Origin of the sequence: Pseudomonas germanica (assembly GCF_019614655.1) — a bacterium.
Taxonomy (GTDB): Bacteria; Pseudomonadota; Gammaproteobacteria; order Pseudomonadales; family Pseudomonadaceae; genus Aquipseudomonas; species Aquipseudomonas neuropathica.
The window spans coordinates 3426730-3441937 of sequence record NZ_CP071586.1; the positions used below are offsets into that span (position 1 = coordinate 3426730).

The following is a 15208-nucleotide window of genomic DNA, read 5'->3' on the forward strand; positions in this document are numbered from 1 at the left end:
ATCGCGTGGCGCCGCAGAATCGGCAACCACTGAACCTCATGGAGTTATCGCGATGGCCAAATCAATTGTTGCTGCGCTGCAAATCGGCGCTTTGCCCGAAGGCAAAAGCGCGACCCTGGAGCAGATTCTGAGTTGGGAGGGCGCGATCATCGAGGCTGGCGCGGCATTGGTGGTGATGCCGGAAGCGCTGTTGGGTGGTTATCCGAAAGGCGAGGGCTTCGGCACGCAATTGGGTTATCGCCTGCCCGAGGGGCGCGAAGCCTATGCCCGATATTTTGCCAATGCGATCGATGTGCCGGGTGCCGAAACGCAAGCGCTCGCCGGTCTGTCGGCGCGCACCGGGGCCAATCTGGTGATCGGCGTGATTGAACGGGCTGGCAGCACGTTGTATTGCACGGCGCTGTATTTCGACCCGCAGGCTGGTCTCGTCGGCAAACATCGCAAACTGATGCCCACCGGCACCGAACGGTTGATCTGGGGCAAGGGCGACGGCTCGACCTTGCCGGTGTTCGACAGTCAGGTTGGCAAGCTCGGCGCGGTGGTGTGCTGGGAAAACATGATGCCTCTGCTGCGCACGGCGATGTACGCCAAAGGCATCGAAGTCTGGTGCGCACCGACCGTCGACGAGCGCGAGATGTGGCAGGTCAGCATGCGCCACATCGCTCATGAAGGCCGTTGCTTTGTGGTCAGCGCCTGTCAGGTGCAAGCGTCACCGAATGAACTGGGTGTGGAGATTGCCAACTGGCCGGCGGATCGCCCGTTGATTGCCGGGGGGAGCGTGATTGTCGGGCCGATGGGCGATGTGCTGGCAGGGCCGTTGCGCAGCGAGGCGGGGTTGCTCACGGCGCAAATTGACACCGATGAACTGGTGCGTGCGCGCTATGACTACGATGTGGTCGGGCACTACGCGCGGCCGGATGTGTTTGAGCTGAGTGTGGATGAGCGCGCCAAACCGGGCGTGCGATTCAACACTTAGGGTACTGCCTGACACCGAACCCTGTAGGAGTGAGCCTGCTCGCGATAGCGGTGTGTCATTAACAGAGATGCCGGCTGATCCGCCGCTATCGCGAGCAGGCTCACTCCTACAATGGATCGGTGGTGTGTCTGGAAATCAGTGGCGTTGCTGCCATTCTTCCCGGGAAATTTCCCAGATTTCCCGTGGAAAACGCCCACCGACGAAATCATCTTCATCGGTCCGGATCAAGCGCATCCCGGCGCGCTCCGAGAGTCTGCGCGAGCCGGTATTCGGCGCCGCTTTCGGCACACGCATCAGCGGGCGTTGAAGTACGTTGAACCAGTAATCGGTCACCGCTGCGCTCGCTTCGGTCATAAAACCCTGACCTTGCCACGCCGGTGTCAGCCAGAATCCACGGTGGTTGTCAGTTTGATCCATCAGGCTGATGTTGCCGATCAACTGTTCGGGCGCGGACTTGCGGCGAATCGACCAGTGCCATTCCTTGCCCGCCGCCACGGCCGGCAAGGCAACATCGCGCAAATAGGTGAGGGCGCCGTCCTCGGGATACGGCCATGGCACCGCCGCGTTCAGATAACGCACCACATCCCAGTGGGGAAACAGTTGCTGCACGGCGTCGGCATCGGCCAGTTGCAACGGGCGCAGGATCAGTCGTTCGGTGTACAGCGTCGGTGTGTCTTCCATAAACCTGCAGCCTCCCTGAATGCCTTTAATGAACGGAGCAGGCTAACGCATTTTTACCAGGTCGCGGCAGTGGCCTTGGGCAGGCTGAGCTTGCCGCTGTCGACAAAGCGCATGGTGCCAAACAGACCTCCGGCAAGCTTGCCGCGCAGCACGTAGGGCAGGTTGTCGAGGGTTTGTGTCTGGCTCAGGCCCAAGGTCTGGCGCAGTACCGAGAACGCCGAGATGCTGACCGGCACGCTGACAATGGTTTCGGAGAAGCGAGGGATCGAACCGCTCTGATCGCTGACACCCGAGGCCAGTGAATGACCGTTGACCTCCAGATCCAGCGCGATGCCGTTGTAGTCGATGGCCGTCTCATTGGGGTTCTGTACGCGAATCTTGATGGCGAAGCGCACTTCCAGATCCTGGCTTGGCAACGGTTCGAGGCCGACTACGTTGATGTTCACCGGATCACGGTTGGGGAATAGCGCACAGGCGCTGAGGGACAGCAGAAGCAGTGACAGAATGACGGCTTGAAAACGGCGCATAAACGGTCTCTCAACAAAAAAGGGCTGAACCGTCGCCGGCTCAGCCCTTTCTATTGAAGGCCAGACGTTAGCGGTTCAACTGTGCGACAGCCGCCGCTGGGGCAGGTTCACCTTTGGCCGGCATGTCCGGGTTTTCCATGACCTGAAGAATAGAAGCTTCCGGGTCGAAATCGTCTTCTTCCAGCTCAATGAATTCTTCCGGCAGGAAGATGTTCAGCACGATAGCGCACAACGCGCCGACGGTGATCGGCGATTCGAAAATGTTGCGCAGCGCTTGCGGCAGTTCGCGCAACACTTCCGGCACTGCCGCGATGCCCAGGCCCATGCCCAGCGAAATCGCCACGATCAGCATGTTGCGCCGGTGCAGGCCGGCTTCGGCGAGGATCTTGATCCCGGCCACCGCCACAGTGCCAAACATCACCAATTCGGCGCCGCCGAGTACTGGTTTCGGCATCAGTTGCAACACTGCGCCGATCATCGGGAACAGTCCCAGCAGCACCAGCAAACCGGCAATGAAGAAGGCCACGTAACGGCTGGCCACGCCGGTGAGCTGAATCACGCCGTTGTTCTGCGCGAAGGTCACCATTGGCATGCTGTTGAACACGGCGGCCATGGCCGAGTTGAGGCCGTCTGCGAGCAGGCCGGACTTGATCCGCCGGATGTAGAGCGGGCCTTTGACCGGTTGCCGGGAAATCATCGAGTTGGCGGTCAGGTCACCCGCGGCCTCCAGCGGCGACACGAGGAAAATCACCGCCACTGGCACGAACGCCACCCAGTCGAAGTTGAAACCGTACTTGAACGGCACTGGCACGCTGACCAGTGGCACCTCTGGCATCGAGGCGAAATCCACGGTGCCCATCAGCCATGCGACTACGTAGCCAAGGGTCAGGCCGATAACGATCGCGCCCAAGCGCAGAAACGGCACGTCGACGCGGTTCAACACGACGATGGTTCCGATCACCAGCGCCGCCAGAAACACATGGCTGGCTGCGCCCAAGTCCGGCGCGCCGAAACCGCCGGCGATGTCGGTCATCGCCACTTTGATCAGCGACAGCCCCATCAGCGTGATGATGGTGCCGGTGACCACCGGGGTGATCAACATGCGCAGTTTGCCGATGAACTGGCTCAGCACCACCTCGATGAACGCGGCAAAAAAGCACACACCGAAGATCGTCGAGAGGATTTCATCGGTGCCGCCACCGCGCGCCTTGACCATGAACCCGGCGCTGAGAATCACGCTGATAAAGGAAAAACTGGTGCCTTGCAGACACAACAACCCCGAACCGACCGGGCCAAAACGCTTGGCCTGGACGAAAGTGCCGAGCCCGGAGACGAACAGCGCCATGCTGATCAGGTAAGGGATTTCACTTTGCAGACCGAGGGCGCCGCCCATGATCAGGGTTGGGGTGATGATGCCGACGAAGCTGGCCAGCACGTGTTGCAGCGCGGCAAACACTGTGGCGGTCAGGTGCGGACGATCGTTGAGGCCGTAAATCAGGTCGTTGTTGCGCGGGGCTTTTTCAGAGGCGGTCATGGTGTTTTGCGCGCCGCGAGGCGGGGCCGGGTCAGAAAATGGAGGCGCAGAATGCCGGAAGAGGGCGGTAAGGGCAACGAGCAATAACTGCCTGAAAGGTCAGGTTTTATGGGTCGCTATCAGCAAACTCCCCTGTAGGAGCTGTCGAGTGAAACGAGGCTGCGATCTTTTAAGATCAAAGGATCGTCCGATCGCGGCCCGAGCCTGCGGCAGCTCCTACACGAGATTGAATGCGCCCAGTAAATCCTCTTCAAAAGCTTTTTGCGCATCCCCCGGCACCTGCGCCCGATGCCGGGCCAGATGAAAGTCGACTTCGAAACTCAACTCGCCCTCACGGATCGGCTTCAGTAGGCCCTTCGCTTGCCAGCTCCGCGCATAGTGATCCGGCAGATACCCCACGTGTTTACCCGACAAAATGAAGGTCAGCGTGCCTTCCACCTGTTCCGAGCGCGCCGAGCAGACCTTGCCCTGAAACGGCTCGTCACTGCGAAAAAATCGATAGGGGTGATCGACTCGGTCGCAGGCCTGCAACGCGGCATCGCTGGGTGCGTCATCAGTGAACAAGGGATGGCCGGCAGCGCAGTACAAATGCTGGGTTTCGCTGAACAACTGGCGATAGTCGAAGGCACTTTGCACCTGCGAAAAATAGCCGATCGCCAAGTCCAGCCGCTGTTGCAACAGCAGCCGTTCCATTTCGCCGGGCATGGCGCTGATCAGTTCGATGCGCACCGACTCATCACGCTCGCGAAAACGCCGGATCGCCGCCGCCACCCGTTGCAGCACCGACTGATCGACCGACTCGGAAATCCCCAGGCGCACTTCACCGATCAAGCGCCCGGCGACGCCGTTGGATTGATGGCGGAACGTTTCAATCGATTCAAACAGCGTGCGCACCGCGATCAGCAACTGCTCGCCCTTGGGCGTGACACTGAAACCGCCCTTGCCACGGCTGCACAGACGATAGCCGAGGCGAGTTTCGAGTTTAGCCATTTGCTGGCTGATGCTCGACTGGCTCAGGCCCAGATCACCCTGGGCTGCACTGAAGCCACCGCACTCGACCACCCGCACAAACAGGCGCAACAGTTGCAAGTCCACGTCGTGGAGTTGACCCAACATCACATTACTCCTGGATAAAGTCAGGATAATTATTCGACAATTTTTCTAATGTATCCGACGGCGCATCCTGCAACCACTTCCTCTGGTCAGGTGTTCGTCATGGCTCCCGTGTTCAAGCTGTGTTTCCCCGCGCTTTTGTTGTCGGTGGCTGTTCAGGCTCAGGCCGAGGACAAGACACTCAATCTCTACAGCTGGGCCGATTACGTGCCGCCGCCAACCCTGCAACGGTTTGAGCAGGAAACCGGTATTCATGTGCGTTACGACACCTTTGATACTTCCGAGGTGCTGGAGACCAAGTTGCTCACCGGCGGCAGTGGTTATGACGTGGTGGTGCCGTCGTCCAGCGTTCTGGCCCGTGGACTTGCGGCGGGTGCCTTGAAAGAAATTCCTCATGAGGGCCTCAAGGGCTACGCCAATCTTGATCCGGATTTGCTGGAGAAAATCGCCGCTGTCGACCCCGGCAATCGCTATGGTGTGCCGTACACCTGGGGCACGCTGGGTCTCGGCATGAACGTCGAGGCCGTGAAGCAGCGTCTGCCTGACGTACCGCTGAACAGCCTCGACCTGCTGTTCAAACCGGAGAACGCCAGCAAGCTCAAGGACTGCGGCATCGCGATCCTCGATTCGCCGCAGGAGGTCATCGGTCTGGCCCTGCATTACCTGGGCAAGGATCCCTACAGCACCGACAAAAACGACTTGGCCGCCGCCGAGGCGTTGTTGCAGAAACTCCAGCCGTCGGTGCTCTATGTCGCCAGCGGCCGGCAGATCAATGACTTGGCCAGCGGCAACGTGTGCCTCGCGCTGACCTACAACGGCGACGCGAGCATGGCCGCTGATCAGGCACACAAGGCTAATAAACCGTACGAAGTGGCCTACCGCATTCCCAAGGAAGGCACGCTGGTGTGGCAGGACAATCTGGCCATTCCCAAAGACGCGCCGCACCCCGAAGCCGCACGGGCGTTCATCGAATTCATGCTGCGCCCCGATTCCGTGGCCGAACTGACCAATACACTGTTTTTTGCCACCGCCAACCAAGCCGCCACGCCGTTGGTGGATGAGGCCGTGCGTAACGATCCCGACATCTATCCGCCGAGCGAAGTGCGCGCGCGGCTGTATGCCGATCGCAGCATGAGCCTCAAGGACATGCGCCAGCGCACGCGTCTGTGGACCACTTTCCGTAGCCACCAATAACCACAGGAGCCCCACGATGGATGTGCCTATGCAAAACGATCAGGCCATGACCCGCGACAGCCTCTACGGCACCGCCGCCGAAAGTACTTACGCCGGCATTACCAGTTTCATGCGTCGGCGCTACAGCCGTGACTTGCGCGGCGTCGATGTCGCGGTCAGCGGCGTGCCGTTCGACACCGCCACCAGCAACCGTCCCGGCGCCCGCTTCGGACCACGCGGGATTCGCGCCGCTTCCACCGGGATTGCCTGGGAACGCCACTGGCCGTGGACGTTTGACCCGTTCGATCATCTGGCGGTCATCGATTATGGCGACTGCGATTTCGATTTCGGCGCGCCACACAGCATTCCGCAAAGCATCGAAGCTCACGCCGAGCACATTCTGACCGCTGGCAGCGCGATGCTGACGTTTGGCGGTGACCACTTCATCAGCTACCCGCTGCTCAAGGCCCACGCGCGCAAACATGGGACGTTGTCGCTGATTCACTTCGATGCGCACAGCGACACCTGGCCGGACGAAGAGGGCAAACGGGTCGATCATGGCACCATGTTCTGGCACGCCGCTCGGGAAGGGCTGGTGGATCCGGCAAGCTCGGTGCAGATCGGCTTGCGCACGACCAATGACGATCATATGGGGTTTCAGGTACTCGATGCCCGGCAGGTGCATCGGCGTGGTTGCGACGCCATTGTCGAAGCCATCCGCGCGCGGGTTGGCGATAACCCGGTGTACCTGACGTTCGATATTGATTGCCTCGATCCGGCGTTTGCACCGGGCACCGGCACGCCGGTGTGCGGCGGCTTGAGCACCGCGCAAGCGCTGGAGATTCTTGGCGGTTTACGCGGCATCAATCTGGTCGGGATGGACGTGGTGGAAGTCGCCCCGGCTTACGACCACGCCGACGTTACCTCACTGGCCGCTGCCACACTGGCGATGGAAATGCTCTGCCTCTACGCCGCCCGCCACAAGGTTGATATTTAACCCGCGCACCATAACCCCTGTGGGAGCGAGCCTGTTCGCGAAGGCGTCAGTTCAGCCAACATCTTTGTTGACTGACCCGCCGCTTTCGCGAGCAGGCTCGCTCCCACAATGGGATTTTATTCCCTCTCGATATTCCGCTACCCCCAAAAGAGCAGGCTTGATCAACCTGCCTTCTCACATTGCTCCTGCCAGTTTCTGACACCAGCCTCTGCTAAGCTCGAACATCTTTGCCCTCCAGAGCCTGCCCAACGTGTCGCGTACCACTCGTCTTTTGACTTTGCTGCAAGTGCTGCGCGGCAAGAAGCGCCCGGTGACGGCGGCGACCCTGGCTGCCGAGCTGGAAGTGTCCGAGCGCACGCTCTATCGCGATATCGCGGAACTGACCGCCCTCGGCGCGCCGATCCATGGCGAGGCGGGGATTGGTTATGTGTTGCGCAGCGGCCTGTTTCTGCCGCCGCTGATGCTCAATGCCGACGAAACCGAAGCCATCGTCCTCGGTTTGCGTTACGTCGATCAGCGCGGTGACGAAGTTCTCGGCAAAGCCGCGGCGGATGCGCTGGCGAAAATTGCTGCCGTGCTCGATCCGCAGGCTCAGGAAGCGCTGCGCAATCCCACCGTGATGCCGGGCCCGCCGGGTTATGGTTTTCCGCAAAACGCCGTGCCGTTGAACGTGTTTCGCCATGCCATCCGCGACCAGGCCAAACTGCACATCGATTACGCCGACGCGCAACAGGTGCCCAGCCAGCGGTTGATCTGGCCCTTGGCGCTGGGCTTCCTCAACGAGGTGCGAATCATCGTTGCGTGGTGCGAATTGCGCAGCGCCTATCGTACGTTTCGTACCGATCGGATCAGCGCGGCCAGCCGCCAGGGCGAGGGTTATCCGGGACGGCGCAGCGACCTGTTGCGCACATGGCGCGAGCAGATGCAACTGGATGAAAGCGGGCGTTTCACTCCTGACAAAAACTGACGCAACGCTGTTTTAGGATGGTCGCAGAACCAAACAAAAAGGAGCTGCAACCATGTCTCATCCCGTCTCTGCACTGGCCCCGGCGATTGCTGCGTATATCGATGCGGCCAACGCACGCGATACTTCCAGGGTCGCCAGTTTTTTTGCCGAGGATGCCAACGTGTTCGACGAGGGCCAACATCAGGTCGGCCCGCAAGCCATCGCGCAATGGATGCACGACACCGGGCAACGCTATCAGCCAAGGGTCGAAGTGCTGGACGTGCAGCAGCGCACCGGCAAAGTGCTGGTACACGGGCTGATTTCCGGAACCTTCCCCGGCAGTCCGGCGCAGCTGCGCTACACATTTCGCTTGAACGAGCAGGGGAAAATCGCCCGACTGGACATTTCCCTGTAACCATCGTGGCATACTGCCGCGCATGACTTTCGACTCTCCTCTCAGCGCCTGGCAACACGCCGTCCAACACAAGGGCTTCGTCCAGGATGAAGCCCAGGAACACGCGGTCTGGGCGTTGCAAAAATGCCATGAAGCGCTGCACGCCGGGGCCGGTTCGGTCAGCGGCGTTTATCTGTGGGGGCCGGTCGGGCGCGGCAAGACCTGGTTGATGGATCAGTTCTATCAGAGCCTGCGGGTGCCGGCGCGACGCCAACACTTTCATCACTTCATGGGCTGGGTGCATCAGCGTTCATTCCAGTTGACCGGGATTGCCGATCCGTTGCGCGCGCTGGCCAGGGAGCTGGCGGCCGAGGTGCGGGTGCTGTGTTTCGATGAGTTGTTCGTCAACGACATCGGGGACGCGATCATTCTCGGTCGGTTGTTTCAGGTGATGTTCGACGAAGGCGTGGTGATCGTCTGTACGTCCAATCTGCCGCCGGATGATCTTTACGCCGATGGCTTCAATCGCGACCGGTTTGTGCCGGCGATTGCCGCGATCAAGGCGCATATGCAGGTGGTTGCGGTGAATGGCGCCGAGGATCATCGCTTGCATCCGGGGACGGGCCTGCAACGCTACTTTGTCGCCACATCTGCAGTCAGTGCGCTGAACGAAGTCTTTCAGGCATTGACCGCCGGCCAAGCGGCTAGCGCCGAACCGGTGGCGGTCGGGCATCGCCAGTTGAACGTGGTGCAGGCCAGTGAAACGGTGTTGTGGTGCCGCTACGCCGATCTCTGCGAGCAACCGTTTGCCGCCATGGATTTCATCGCGCTGTGCGACCGCTACACGGCTATTCTGTTGAGCGAAGTACCCAATCTCAGTGCGCAGAAACGCGAAGGGCGGATCGCGCGTGGCACTGAAGATGGCGCGCAGCGGGTAGTTGCGGGCGACCGTGAGTTGCCGCAATTGTCGGTTCACGACGACGGCGTGCGGCGTTTCATTGCGCTGGTCGACGAGTGCTACGACCGCAAGGTGCCGCTGTACATCGAAGCGCAAGTACCCATGGATGCGCTGTACACCGAGGGTTATCTGGAATTTCCGTTCCGCCGCACCCTCAGTCGCTTGCAGGAGATGCAGCTGCAGCGTTTTGCCGAAGCTTGAATGGAAGAGGGCGCCGACATGAGCCAAGCGTTATCCCATCATTTGCTGACCATGGCATACCAGAATGCCTGGGCCAATCATCGCCTGGCCAAGGCCTGGACGCAGCTGAGTGCGACGGATCTGGCGGCGCCTCGGGTGAGTTTTTTTCCGAGCATTCGTCTGACCCTCAATCACATCCTCACCTGCGACTGGTTCTACGTCGATGCACTGGAGCGCGAGCTGCGCGGAGCTGAACCGCACCCCGATTGCTACGTGTTTTTCAACGTGGACGAGCCGTTTGCCGACGGCCCGCAACTGCGCGAAGAGCAGGCCCACGTTGATCGACGTCTGATCGCCTATTGCGAGCAACTGCGCGATGACGATCTGACGCGCATCGTCACCATTGCCCGTGATACGCCGCAGCACGACAGCCGTTTGCGCATGCTTTCGCACCTGTTCGAACATCAGATTCATCACCGTGGACAGGTGCACGCGATGCTCAGTGATACTTCGGTGAAGCCGCCGCAACTGGATGAGTTTTTCTGTGTCGGCGAGAGTGGACTGCGCGCTGAGGATTTTGCCGAACTGGGCTGGACTGAAGAGTTGATCTGGGGCCACTGAAAAAGCAAAAGATCGTCCGATCTTTTGCATTTGTCGGTTGCCCGCCCGATCACCCCCGCGCTAATGTCAGACAGCCTTTCAGTACGCACTTTGCGCGCCGGGGCTTTTGTGTTCGGGGATGGAAATGGATTCCGCAGAAATTCTTGTACTTCAGGCCAGCTACAGTAATCCAACGCACGCCGAGGCCATCGGTATCGTGCTCAACCACTATGCAGAAGACCCAATGGGCGGCGGTCATTCGCTCGACCCTGAGCTGCTGCGCCGACTGCCCGAAGAACTGGCCCGGCGCCCGCATGCGTTCAGCGTGCTGGCCTTCGTCGGTGGTGAACCGGCGGGACTGGTGAACTGCTTTGAAGGGTTTTCCACGTTTGCCTGCAAGCCGCTGGTCAACGTCCATGACGTGGCGGTGGTGGGCCGGTTTCGCGGTCTCGGCCTGAGCCAGAAGATGCTGCAGAAAGTCGAGGAAATTTCTCGCCAGCGCGGTTGCTGCAAAATCACCCTCGAAGTGCTGGAAGGCAACGCCGTGGCGCAGAATGCCTACAGCAAGTTCGGCTTTGCGCCGGGCATGTTCGACCCGGATCACGGGCGTATGCTGTTCTGGATCAAGAATCTGCAAGCCTGAAAGCCTGAAAGCCTGAAAAGCCCCTCACCCTAACCCTCTCCCTGTATGTACCGGAGACATGGTGGACACATGTTCGGAGACATGGTGGACGGTTTTAGATCTTCTTACCTGCCGTCACGATCTGCAAGTTCAAGTCGATTCGGGCGATACGATGTCTACTCCAGTAGACATCGTGGATGCCGTCCTCCGTCGTTTCCCTGATAGCCACTGACCTCCCGTAAAATGCCTTTCCAACTGTGTATTCACGATTGCCCCAGTAGATCTCGCCCTTCACCTGAACCTTCCTGACCACATCCCCATCATCGTACTCAGGCGCCGCCGGTTGCTCCTGATATTCCCGCGGGCTACTGCTGTAGCGAGTAGCAGGAACCTGCATGCCCAGTGCTTGATGCGGGCGCTTCTGGTTGTAAATCTCACGCCAGATATCAAACGCCCGTTGCGCATCGTCCAGATCGATGAAGAGCTGGCCTTGCAGGACTTCCCTTTTCAGGCTGCGGTGGAAGCGCTCCAGCTTTCCCTGGGTTTGCGGGTGATAAGGTCGGGAGTGGCCGACCTTGATGCCCTGGCTCATCAGCCAGACCTCCAGTGCGGTATAAACACCTGTCTGATCACCCCATGGCGAACCGTTGTCCATCGTCATGCGTAAAGGCAGGCCGAAACGCCGAAAGGTCCTGATTAGATGCTCCTGAACGGTTTGGCGCTGCTCATTAATGCATGCCGCGATGCACAGCGAAAACCGTGAATGATCGTCCAATATCGTCAACGGATGGCAACGCCCCTGAGCCAGGCTGATATGTCCCTTGAAGTCCATCTGCCAAAGATCGTTGGGCGCTTCATGCTCGAACCGGATAAACGGTTTGATCTCAGCGGCCTTTGGATCAACGCGCGAATGACGCTGTAAAACCGCATGCACGGTACTGACCGAAGGCATCACTTTGCCGTCGTCTTCCAGCACACGCTTGAGCTTGCGAGCGCCCCAAGCGGCGTACTCCTGACTCACGGTCAGAATCTGCTGCTCAACATCGTCAGCGCAACGTTTGGGTGATGTCTTTGGTTGTCGAGACTGATCGATCAATCCCTCTGCACCTGAGGTCTCAAACCTGTTGAGCCATTTGTAGGCAGTGCTTGGGCTGATATTGAATCGACGGCAAAGCTGCCGAACATTGGCCCCTTCTTGCCGAGCCAACAGCACGAATTCTGAACGAAGCTGCACGGTGGACACCTCTTCCCAAGACACAGGCCATCTCCTTCGCGATGAGCAATGTGTCTATTAAAATGTGTCCACCATGTCTCCGAACACCTGTCCACCATGTCTCCGGTACATACACTCCCAGAGGGAGAGGGGACTGACCGAGGTGTTTGGGCGAGATACGCCGACCTGAAACATCAAGCCGAACTCAGGTTTTGAAAAGCACACAAAACAGCTCCTGTGTCTTGGGAGAGGGTACTGACCGAGGTGTTTGGGCGAGATACGCCGACCTGAAACATCAAGCCGAACTCAGGTTTTGAATAGCATGAAAATCGGCTCCCTTTCCCCCTCGCCCCTTTGGGGAGAGGGCTGGGGTGAGGGGGTTGGATCTTGCTGACCCAACCCCATCTGCGAACTCGCGACAGCATAAGGTCGAACACCCCGCTCATTGCCCATAAAAAAGGCGCCCCAATCAGGGCGCCAAACTGTCTTCTTCCAGGCCAGAGCGGAGCCACGGAAGGTCCATCGGTTGCTCGGTCAATCTCAGTCGCGATACGACTCGGTCACTTGCGCCGTCTGATCGGCGGGAACGCGAATTTCCTTCGCGTTGGCGTCGCTCTTCTGCTCGCTCTGGGCTTGGTGAACCGGGAAGTTGTCGTAGTAATAACGCATACGCTCAGCGCCGCCCTCGGCAAAAACGCTGGCAGAACCCAGGGCAAACAGCCCGGCAAGGATTGCGGTAGTGATTTTCATGGTGCCTCCTACTGAACAAGTGGGAGCCGTTCGTCCATGAAGCAGATCTCGGACGAGAGTCTGGGAGGCCTGAATTAACTCGGGGTTAACGCCCGTTCAGTGGAGTTTTTGCAGCATGTTGCAGAACATTTGATAGTCGGGATCGGGGGGGCACCTGTCAGAGCTAACCGTGGCGACGCATTGGACGGGGCAGAGGTAACAAGCGAAATTCGAGGCAGGCTGGATGAGTTTTCTGCGGACATGAAAAAGGGGCCGGTTTCGGCCCCTTCTGGTGTTACTTCTGCGCGACATCCGCCGGCGCGACGTCGGTTTTCTTCGGCTTCATCAAACTGAAGTCGATCAGCGCACGCTGCTCGGTCTGGTACGGGTCGCCGATCAGCAGGGGGCGAGCCTTGAAGCTGTCGCTGACCAGGCTCTTGCTGTGGTCGAGTTCATCGAAGCTCAAACCGGCAAGGTCAGCCCAAGTGTGGATCAGATGCGAGCTGCTATACGGGCGATCGAGGTCGGCGGCGAAGTTCCAGTCGTGATTGGCTTTCCACTTTGGCGACGCCCAGGCCATGAACGGGATGGTGTACATCGGCGCTGTCGGTTTGTTTTCGTTGCGGCCCAGGGTCTTGTGGCCCACCGAGTCGAACACGTCTTCACCGTGGTCCGAGAGGTACAGCAGGAAGCCATTCGGATCGGATTTGGCGTAATCCTTGATCAGGCTCGACACCACGAAGTCGTTGTACAGCACGGCATTGTCGTAGCTGTTGTAGGTCGGGACTTGGTCGTCACGCACGCCGGCTGGTACGCCGGTGCGGTCCTGGAACTTGTCGAACGTCGGCGGATAGCGGTACTGATAGCTCATGTGCGTGCCGAGCAAATGCACAACGATCAGCTTGCGTGGCGCCGCGTCAGCCAGGGCCTTGTTGAACGGCTCGATCACATCACCATCGTACTGCGCGGCGTTCTGGTTGCGGTTGTTGTTCAGGTACACCTGCTCGTCGGCCTGTTCGGAGAACGTGGTGAGCATGGTGTTGCGCTTGGTCATGGTCTGCTGGTTGGTGATCCAGAAGGTCTTGTAGCCGGCCTGTTTCATCATGCTGACCAGCGACGGTGTCGACAGGTACAGGTCGGGGTGCTCTTCGTCAGCGAAGGTCAGCACCTGCTGCAACGCCTCAATGGTGTACGGACGCGGAGTGACGACGTTGTCGAAAACCGCCAGTTGATCCTTGAGCTTGTCCAGTTCCGGCGTGGTGTTGCGCTGATAGCCATAAAGGCTCATGCGCTGACGGTTGGTCGATTCGCCGATCACCAGCACCAGGGTCTTCGGCTGGTCGGCCGAGGCGTCCTTGAGGTTTTTCAGCGGCGGGATCTTGCTCACGTTGTGCAGCATGCCCTGCATGTCGGCGAGGGTTTCCTGGTAACGGTGATAGGCCACGACCATCTGCCATGGCACCGCCGGCTCGATGCGGGTTTCGAATTTCTCGAAGCCTTGGGCAAAGGTGCCCATGCGCATTGTCTGTTTGACCAGCGGATAACCGATCACCGCAATGAGGATTGCCATCGCCGCGACGAATGCGCGGCCACGGGGCATGTATACCGGACGCAGACGCGTCCACAGGAAGTAAGCGAAGGCGGTGTGTGCGAGGAACGCTGGCACCATCCACCAGGCAAAGTACTGGGTCATGTACTCGCCGGCTTCAGAGATGTTCGACTCGAACATGATGAAGATGACGCTCTGGGAGAACTCCTGCTCATAGATGAAAAAGTAGCCCAGGCTGGCCATCGAGCAGGCCCACAGCACCACGCCAATGATGGCAGCGAGCAGTTTGGTGCGTTTGGGGAACAGCAACATCGGTGCTAGCCAGATCGCGCTCATGACGAACGCCTGACGGAACCCGGTGAAGCCGGAGGTGCCGGTCAGCTGGATCAGCAGTTGGGTGATACCCGAGAAGTACCAGAAGAATACAAACAGCCAGAGAAATCCGGCCCAATCGAAACCTGTCGCAGTCGTTTTGCTGCGTTTGAACAATGCCATTCGGCGCTCCAGCTCACTCGTTACAACCACCGCCGGAACATCCATGAAGCCGACGAACGGAGGCCGTACACGCAGGTACGGCCAGAATGGGGCGGAGTATTACGAAGAGAATGTGAAAAGTTTGTGAGTTGCCGCTTTGCTCTATAGAGAGGAGGGCAGCGATGGATCATGTCGGGAACAGCGGCGGCTGTTCCCGAAACAGGCGGGGATCAGGCGTGGGGGTGACGCTGAACGACCGGCAAAGGTTGCGGCTGCACACCTTGGGTCAACAGGCGCAGCTGCGCCAGCTCCTGTTTCAACTGGTCGCGTTCGTCTTTCAACTGGCGCAATTCATCGCGACGGATTGTCACGTACAGGGTTTGTGGCGGCATTGCTGTGTGTACTGTGCCCATTGCTCACCTCGCAAATGGCGTGCATCAACTGTAGGTCGTCCCCGCTTTGGGGTACTGACTTACTATCGGCGCCGATTTTGATTTCTTTTGCCTGTGAATGGAACTTTTTTATTTTTCATGGTCGGTGTG

At 59.3% G+C, this 15208-nt stretch carries 16 protein-coding genes; 8 read left to right on the forward strand and 8 right to left on the reverse strand.

Annotated elements, in window-relative coordinates:
- The first annotated feature begins 52 nt into the window (after positions 1 to 52).
- Entirely contained in the window at positions 53 to 976 is a 924-nt protein-coding gene (locus J0G10_RS15270) for a carbon-nitrogen hydrolase family protein (protein ID WP_095050752.1), read from the forward strand.
- Between the two features lie 135 nt (positions 977 to 1111).
- Here the strand turns inward: J0G10_RS15270 and J0G10_RS15275 are convergent, their stop codons facing one another.
- The 4 genes from J0G10_RS15275 to J0G10_RS15290 form a co-directional block, all read right to left on the reverse strand.
- Positions 1112 to 1657 (reverse strand): GNAT family N-acetyltransferase, encoded by a 546-nt coding sequence (locus J0G10_RS15275; RefSeq protein WP_220556124.1) that lies wholly within the window; start codon positions 1655 to 1657, stop codon positions 1112 to 1114.
- Positions 1658 to 1710: 53 nt separating this feature from the next.
- Entirely contained in the window at positions 1711 to 2184 is a 474-nt protein-coding gene (locus J0G10_RS15280) for an LEA/WHy family protein (protein WP_093432857.1), read from the reverse strand.
- A 67-nt stretch (positions 2185 to 2251) separates the two neighbouring features.
- The gene (locus tag J0G10_RS15285; RefSeq protein WP_034156004.1) at positions 2252 to 3718 is read right to left on the reverse strand and encodes a nucleobase:cation symporter-2 family protein; all 1467 of its coding nucleotides are present in this window, start codon (positions 3716 to 3718) and stop codon (positions 2252 to 2254) included.
- A gap of 216 nt (positions 3719 to 3934) precedes the next feature.
- Positions 3935 to 4834, reverse strand: a complete 900-nt coding sequence (locus J0G10_RS15290; RefSeq protein WP_116256224.1) for a LysR family transcriptional regulator — start codon at positions 4832 to 4834, stop codon at positions 3935 to 3937.
- 99 nt (positions 4835 to 4933) lie between these two features.
- Here J0G10_RS15290 and J0G10_RS15295 point away from each other — a divergent pair, with 99 nt between their 5' ends.
- The 7 genes from J0G10_RS15295 (at position 4934) to J0G10_RS15325 (ending at position 10722) form a co-directional block, all read left to right on the forward strand.
- On the forward strand, positions 4934 to 6025 hold the full coding sequence (locus J0G10_RS15295) for a polyamine ABC transporter substrate-binding protein (protein WP_095050762.1): 1092 nt from the start codon (positions 4934 to 4936) through the stop codon (positions 6023 to 6025).
- A 16-nt stretch (positions 6026 to 6041) separates the two neighbouring features.
- A complete protein-coding gene (gene speB, locus J0G10_RS15300) occupies positions 6042 to 7001 on the forward strand; it encodes an agmatinase (protein ID WP_095126277.1) in 960 nt (319 codons plus the stop codon).
- A gap of 250 nt (positions 7002 to 7251) precedes the next feature.
- Positions 7252 to 7968 (forward strand): helix-turn-helix transcriptional regulator, encoded by a 717-nt coding sequence (locus J0G10_RS15305; RefSeq protein WP_095048848.1) that lies wholly within the window; start codon positions 7252 to 7254, stop codon positions 7966 to 7968.
- Positions 7969 to 8020: 52 nt separating this feature from the next.
- Entirely contained in the window at positions 8021 to 8362 is a 342-nt protein-coding gene (locus J0G10_RS15310; protein ID WP_095126279.1) for a nuclear transport factor 2 family protein, read from the forward strand.
- A gap of 22 nt (positions 8363 to 8384) precedes the next feature.
- The gene (zapE, locus tag J0G10_RS15315) at positions 8385 to 9500 is read left to right on the forward strand and encodes a cell division protein ZapE (protein ID WP_095048850.1); all 1116 of its coding nucleotides are present in this window, start codon (positions 8385 to 8387) and stop codon (positions 9498 to 9500) included.
- A gap of 18 nt (positions 9501 to 9518) precedes the next feature.
- Positions 9519 to 10100, forward strand: a complete 582-nt coding sequence (locus J0G10_RS15320) for a DinB family protein (protein WP_220556125.1) — start codon at positions 9519 to 9521, stop codon at positions 10098 to 10100.
- A gap of 124 nt (positions 10101 to 10224) precedes the next feature.
- Positions 10225 to 10722 carry a GNAT family N-acetyltransferase gene (locus J0G10_RS15325; protein ID WP_093432839.1) on the forward strand — a complete coding sequence of 166 codons (498 nt, stop codon included), beginning with the start codon at positions 10225 to 10227 and terminating at the stop codon, positions 10720 to 10722.
- 94 nt (positions 10723 to 10816) lie between these two features.
- On the opposite strand, the gene J0G10_RS15330 is transcribed toward J0G10_RS15325, so the two are convergent.
- The 4 genes from J0G10_RS15330 to J0G10_RS15345 all read right to left on the reverse strand — a co-directional run bounded on the left by J0G10_RS15330 (position 10817) and on the right by J0G10_RS15345 (position 15079).
- A complete protein-coding gene (locus J0G10_RS15330; protein WP_220556126.1) occupies positions 10817 to 11959 on the reverse strand; it encodes an IS481 family transposase in 1143 nt (380 codons plus the stop codon).
- A 495-nt stretch (positions 11960 to 12454) separates the two neighbouring features.
- On the reverse strand, positions 12455 to 12664 hold the full coding sequence (locus J0G10_RS15335; RefSeq protein WP_093432836.1) for a hypothetical protein: 210 nt from the start codon (positions 12662 to 12664) through the stop codon (positions 12455 to 12457).
- A gap of 274 nt (positions 12665 to 12938) precedes the next feature.
- Positions 12939 to 14687, reverse strand: a complete 1749-nt coding sequence (locus J0G10_RS15340; RefSeq protein WP_220556127.1) for a phosphoethanolamine transferase CptA — start codon at positions 14685 to 14687, stop codon at positions 12939 to 12941.
- Between the two features lie 209 nt (positions 14688 to 14896).
- On the reverse strand, positions 14897 to 15079 hold the full coding sequence (locus J0G10_RS15345; RefSeq protein WP_007914840.1) for a DUF6026 family protein: 183 nt from the start codon (positions 15077 to 15079) through the stop codon (positions 14897 to 14899).
- Between the last annotated feature and the right edge of the window lie 129 nt (positions 15080 to 15208).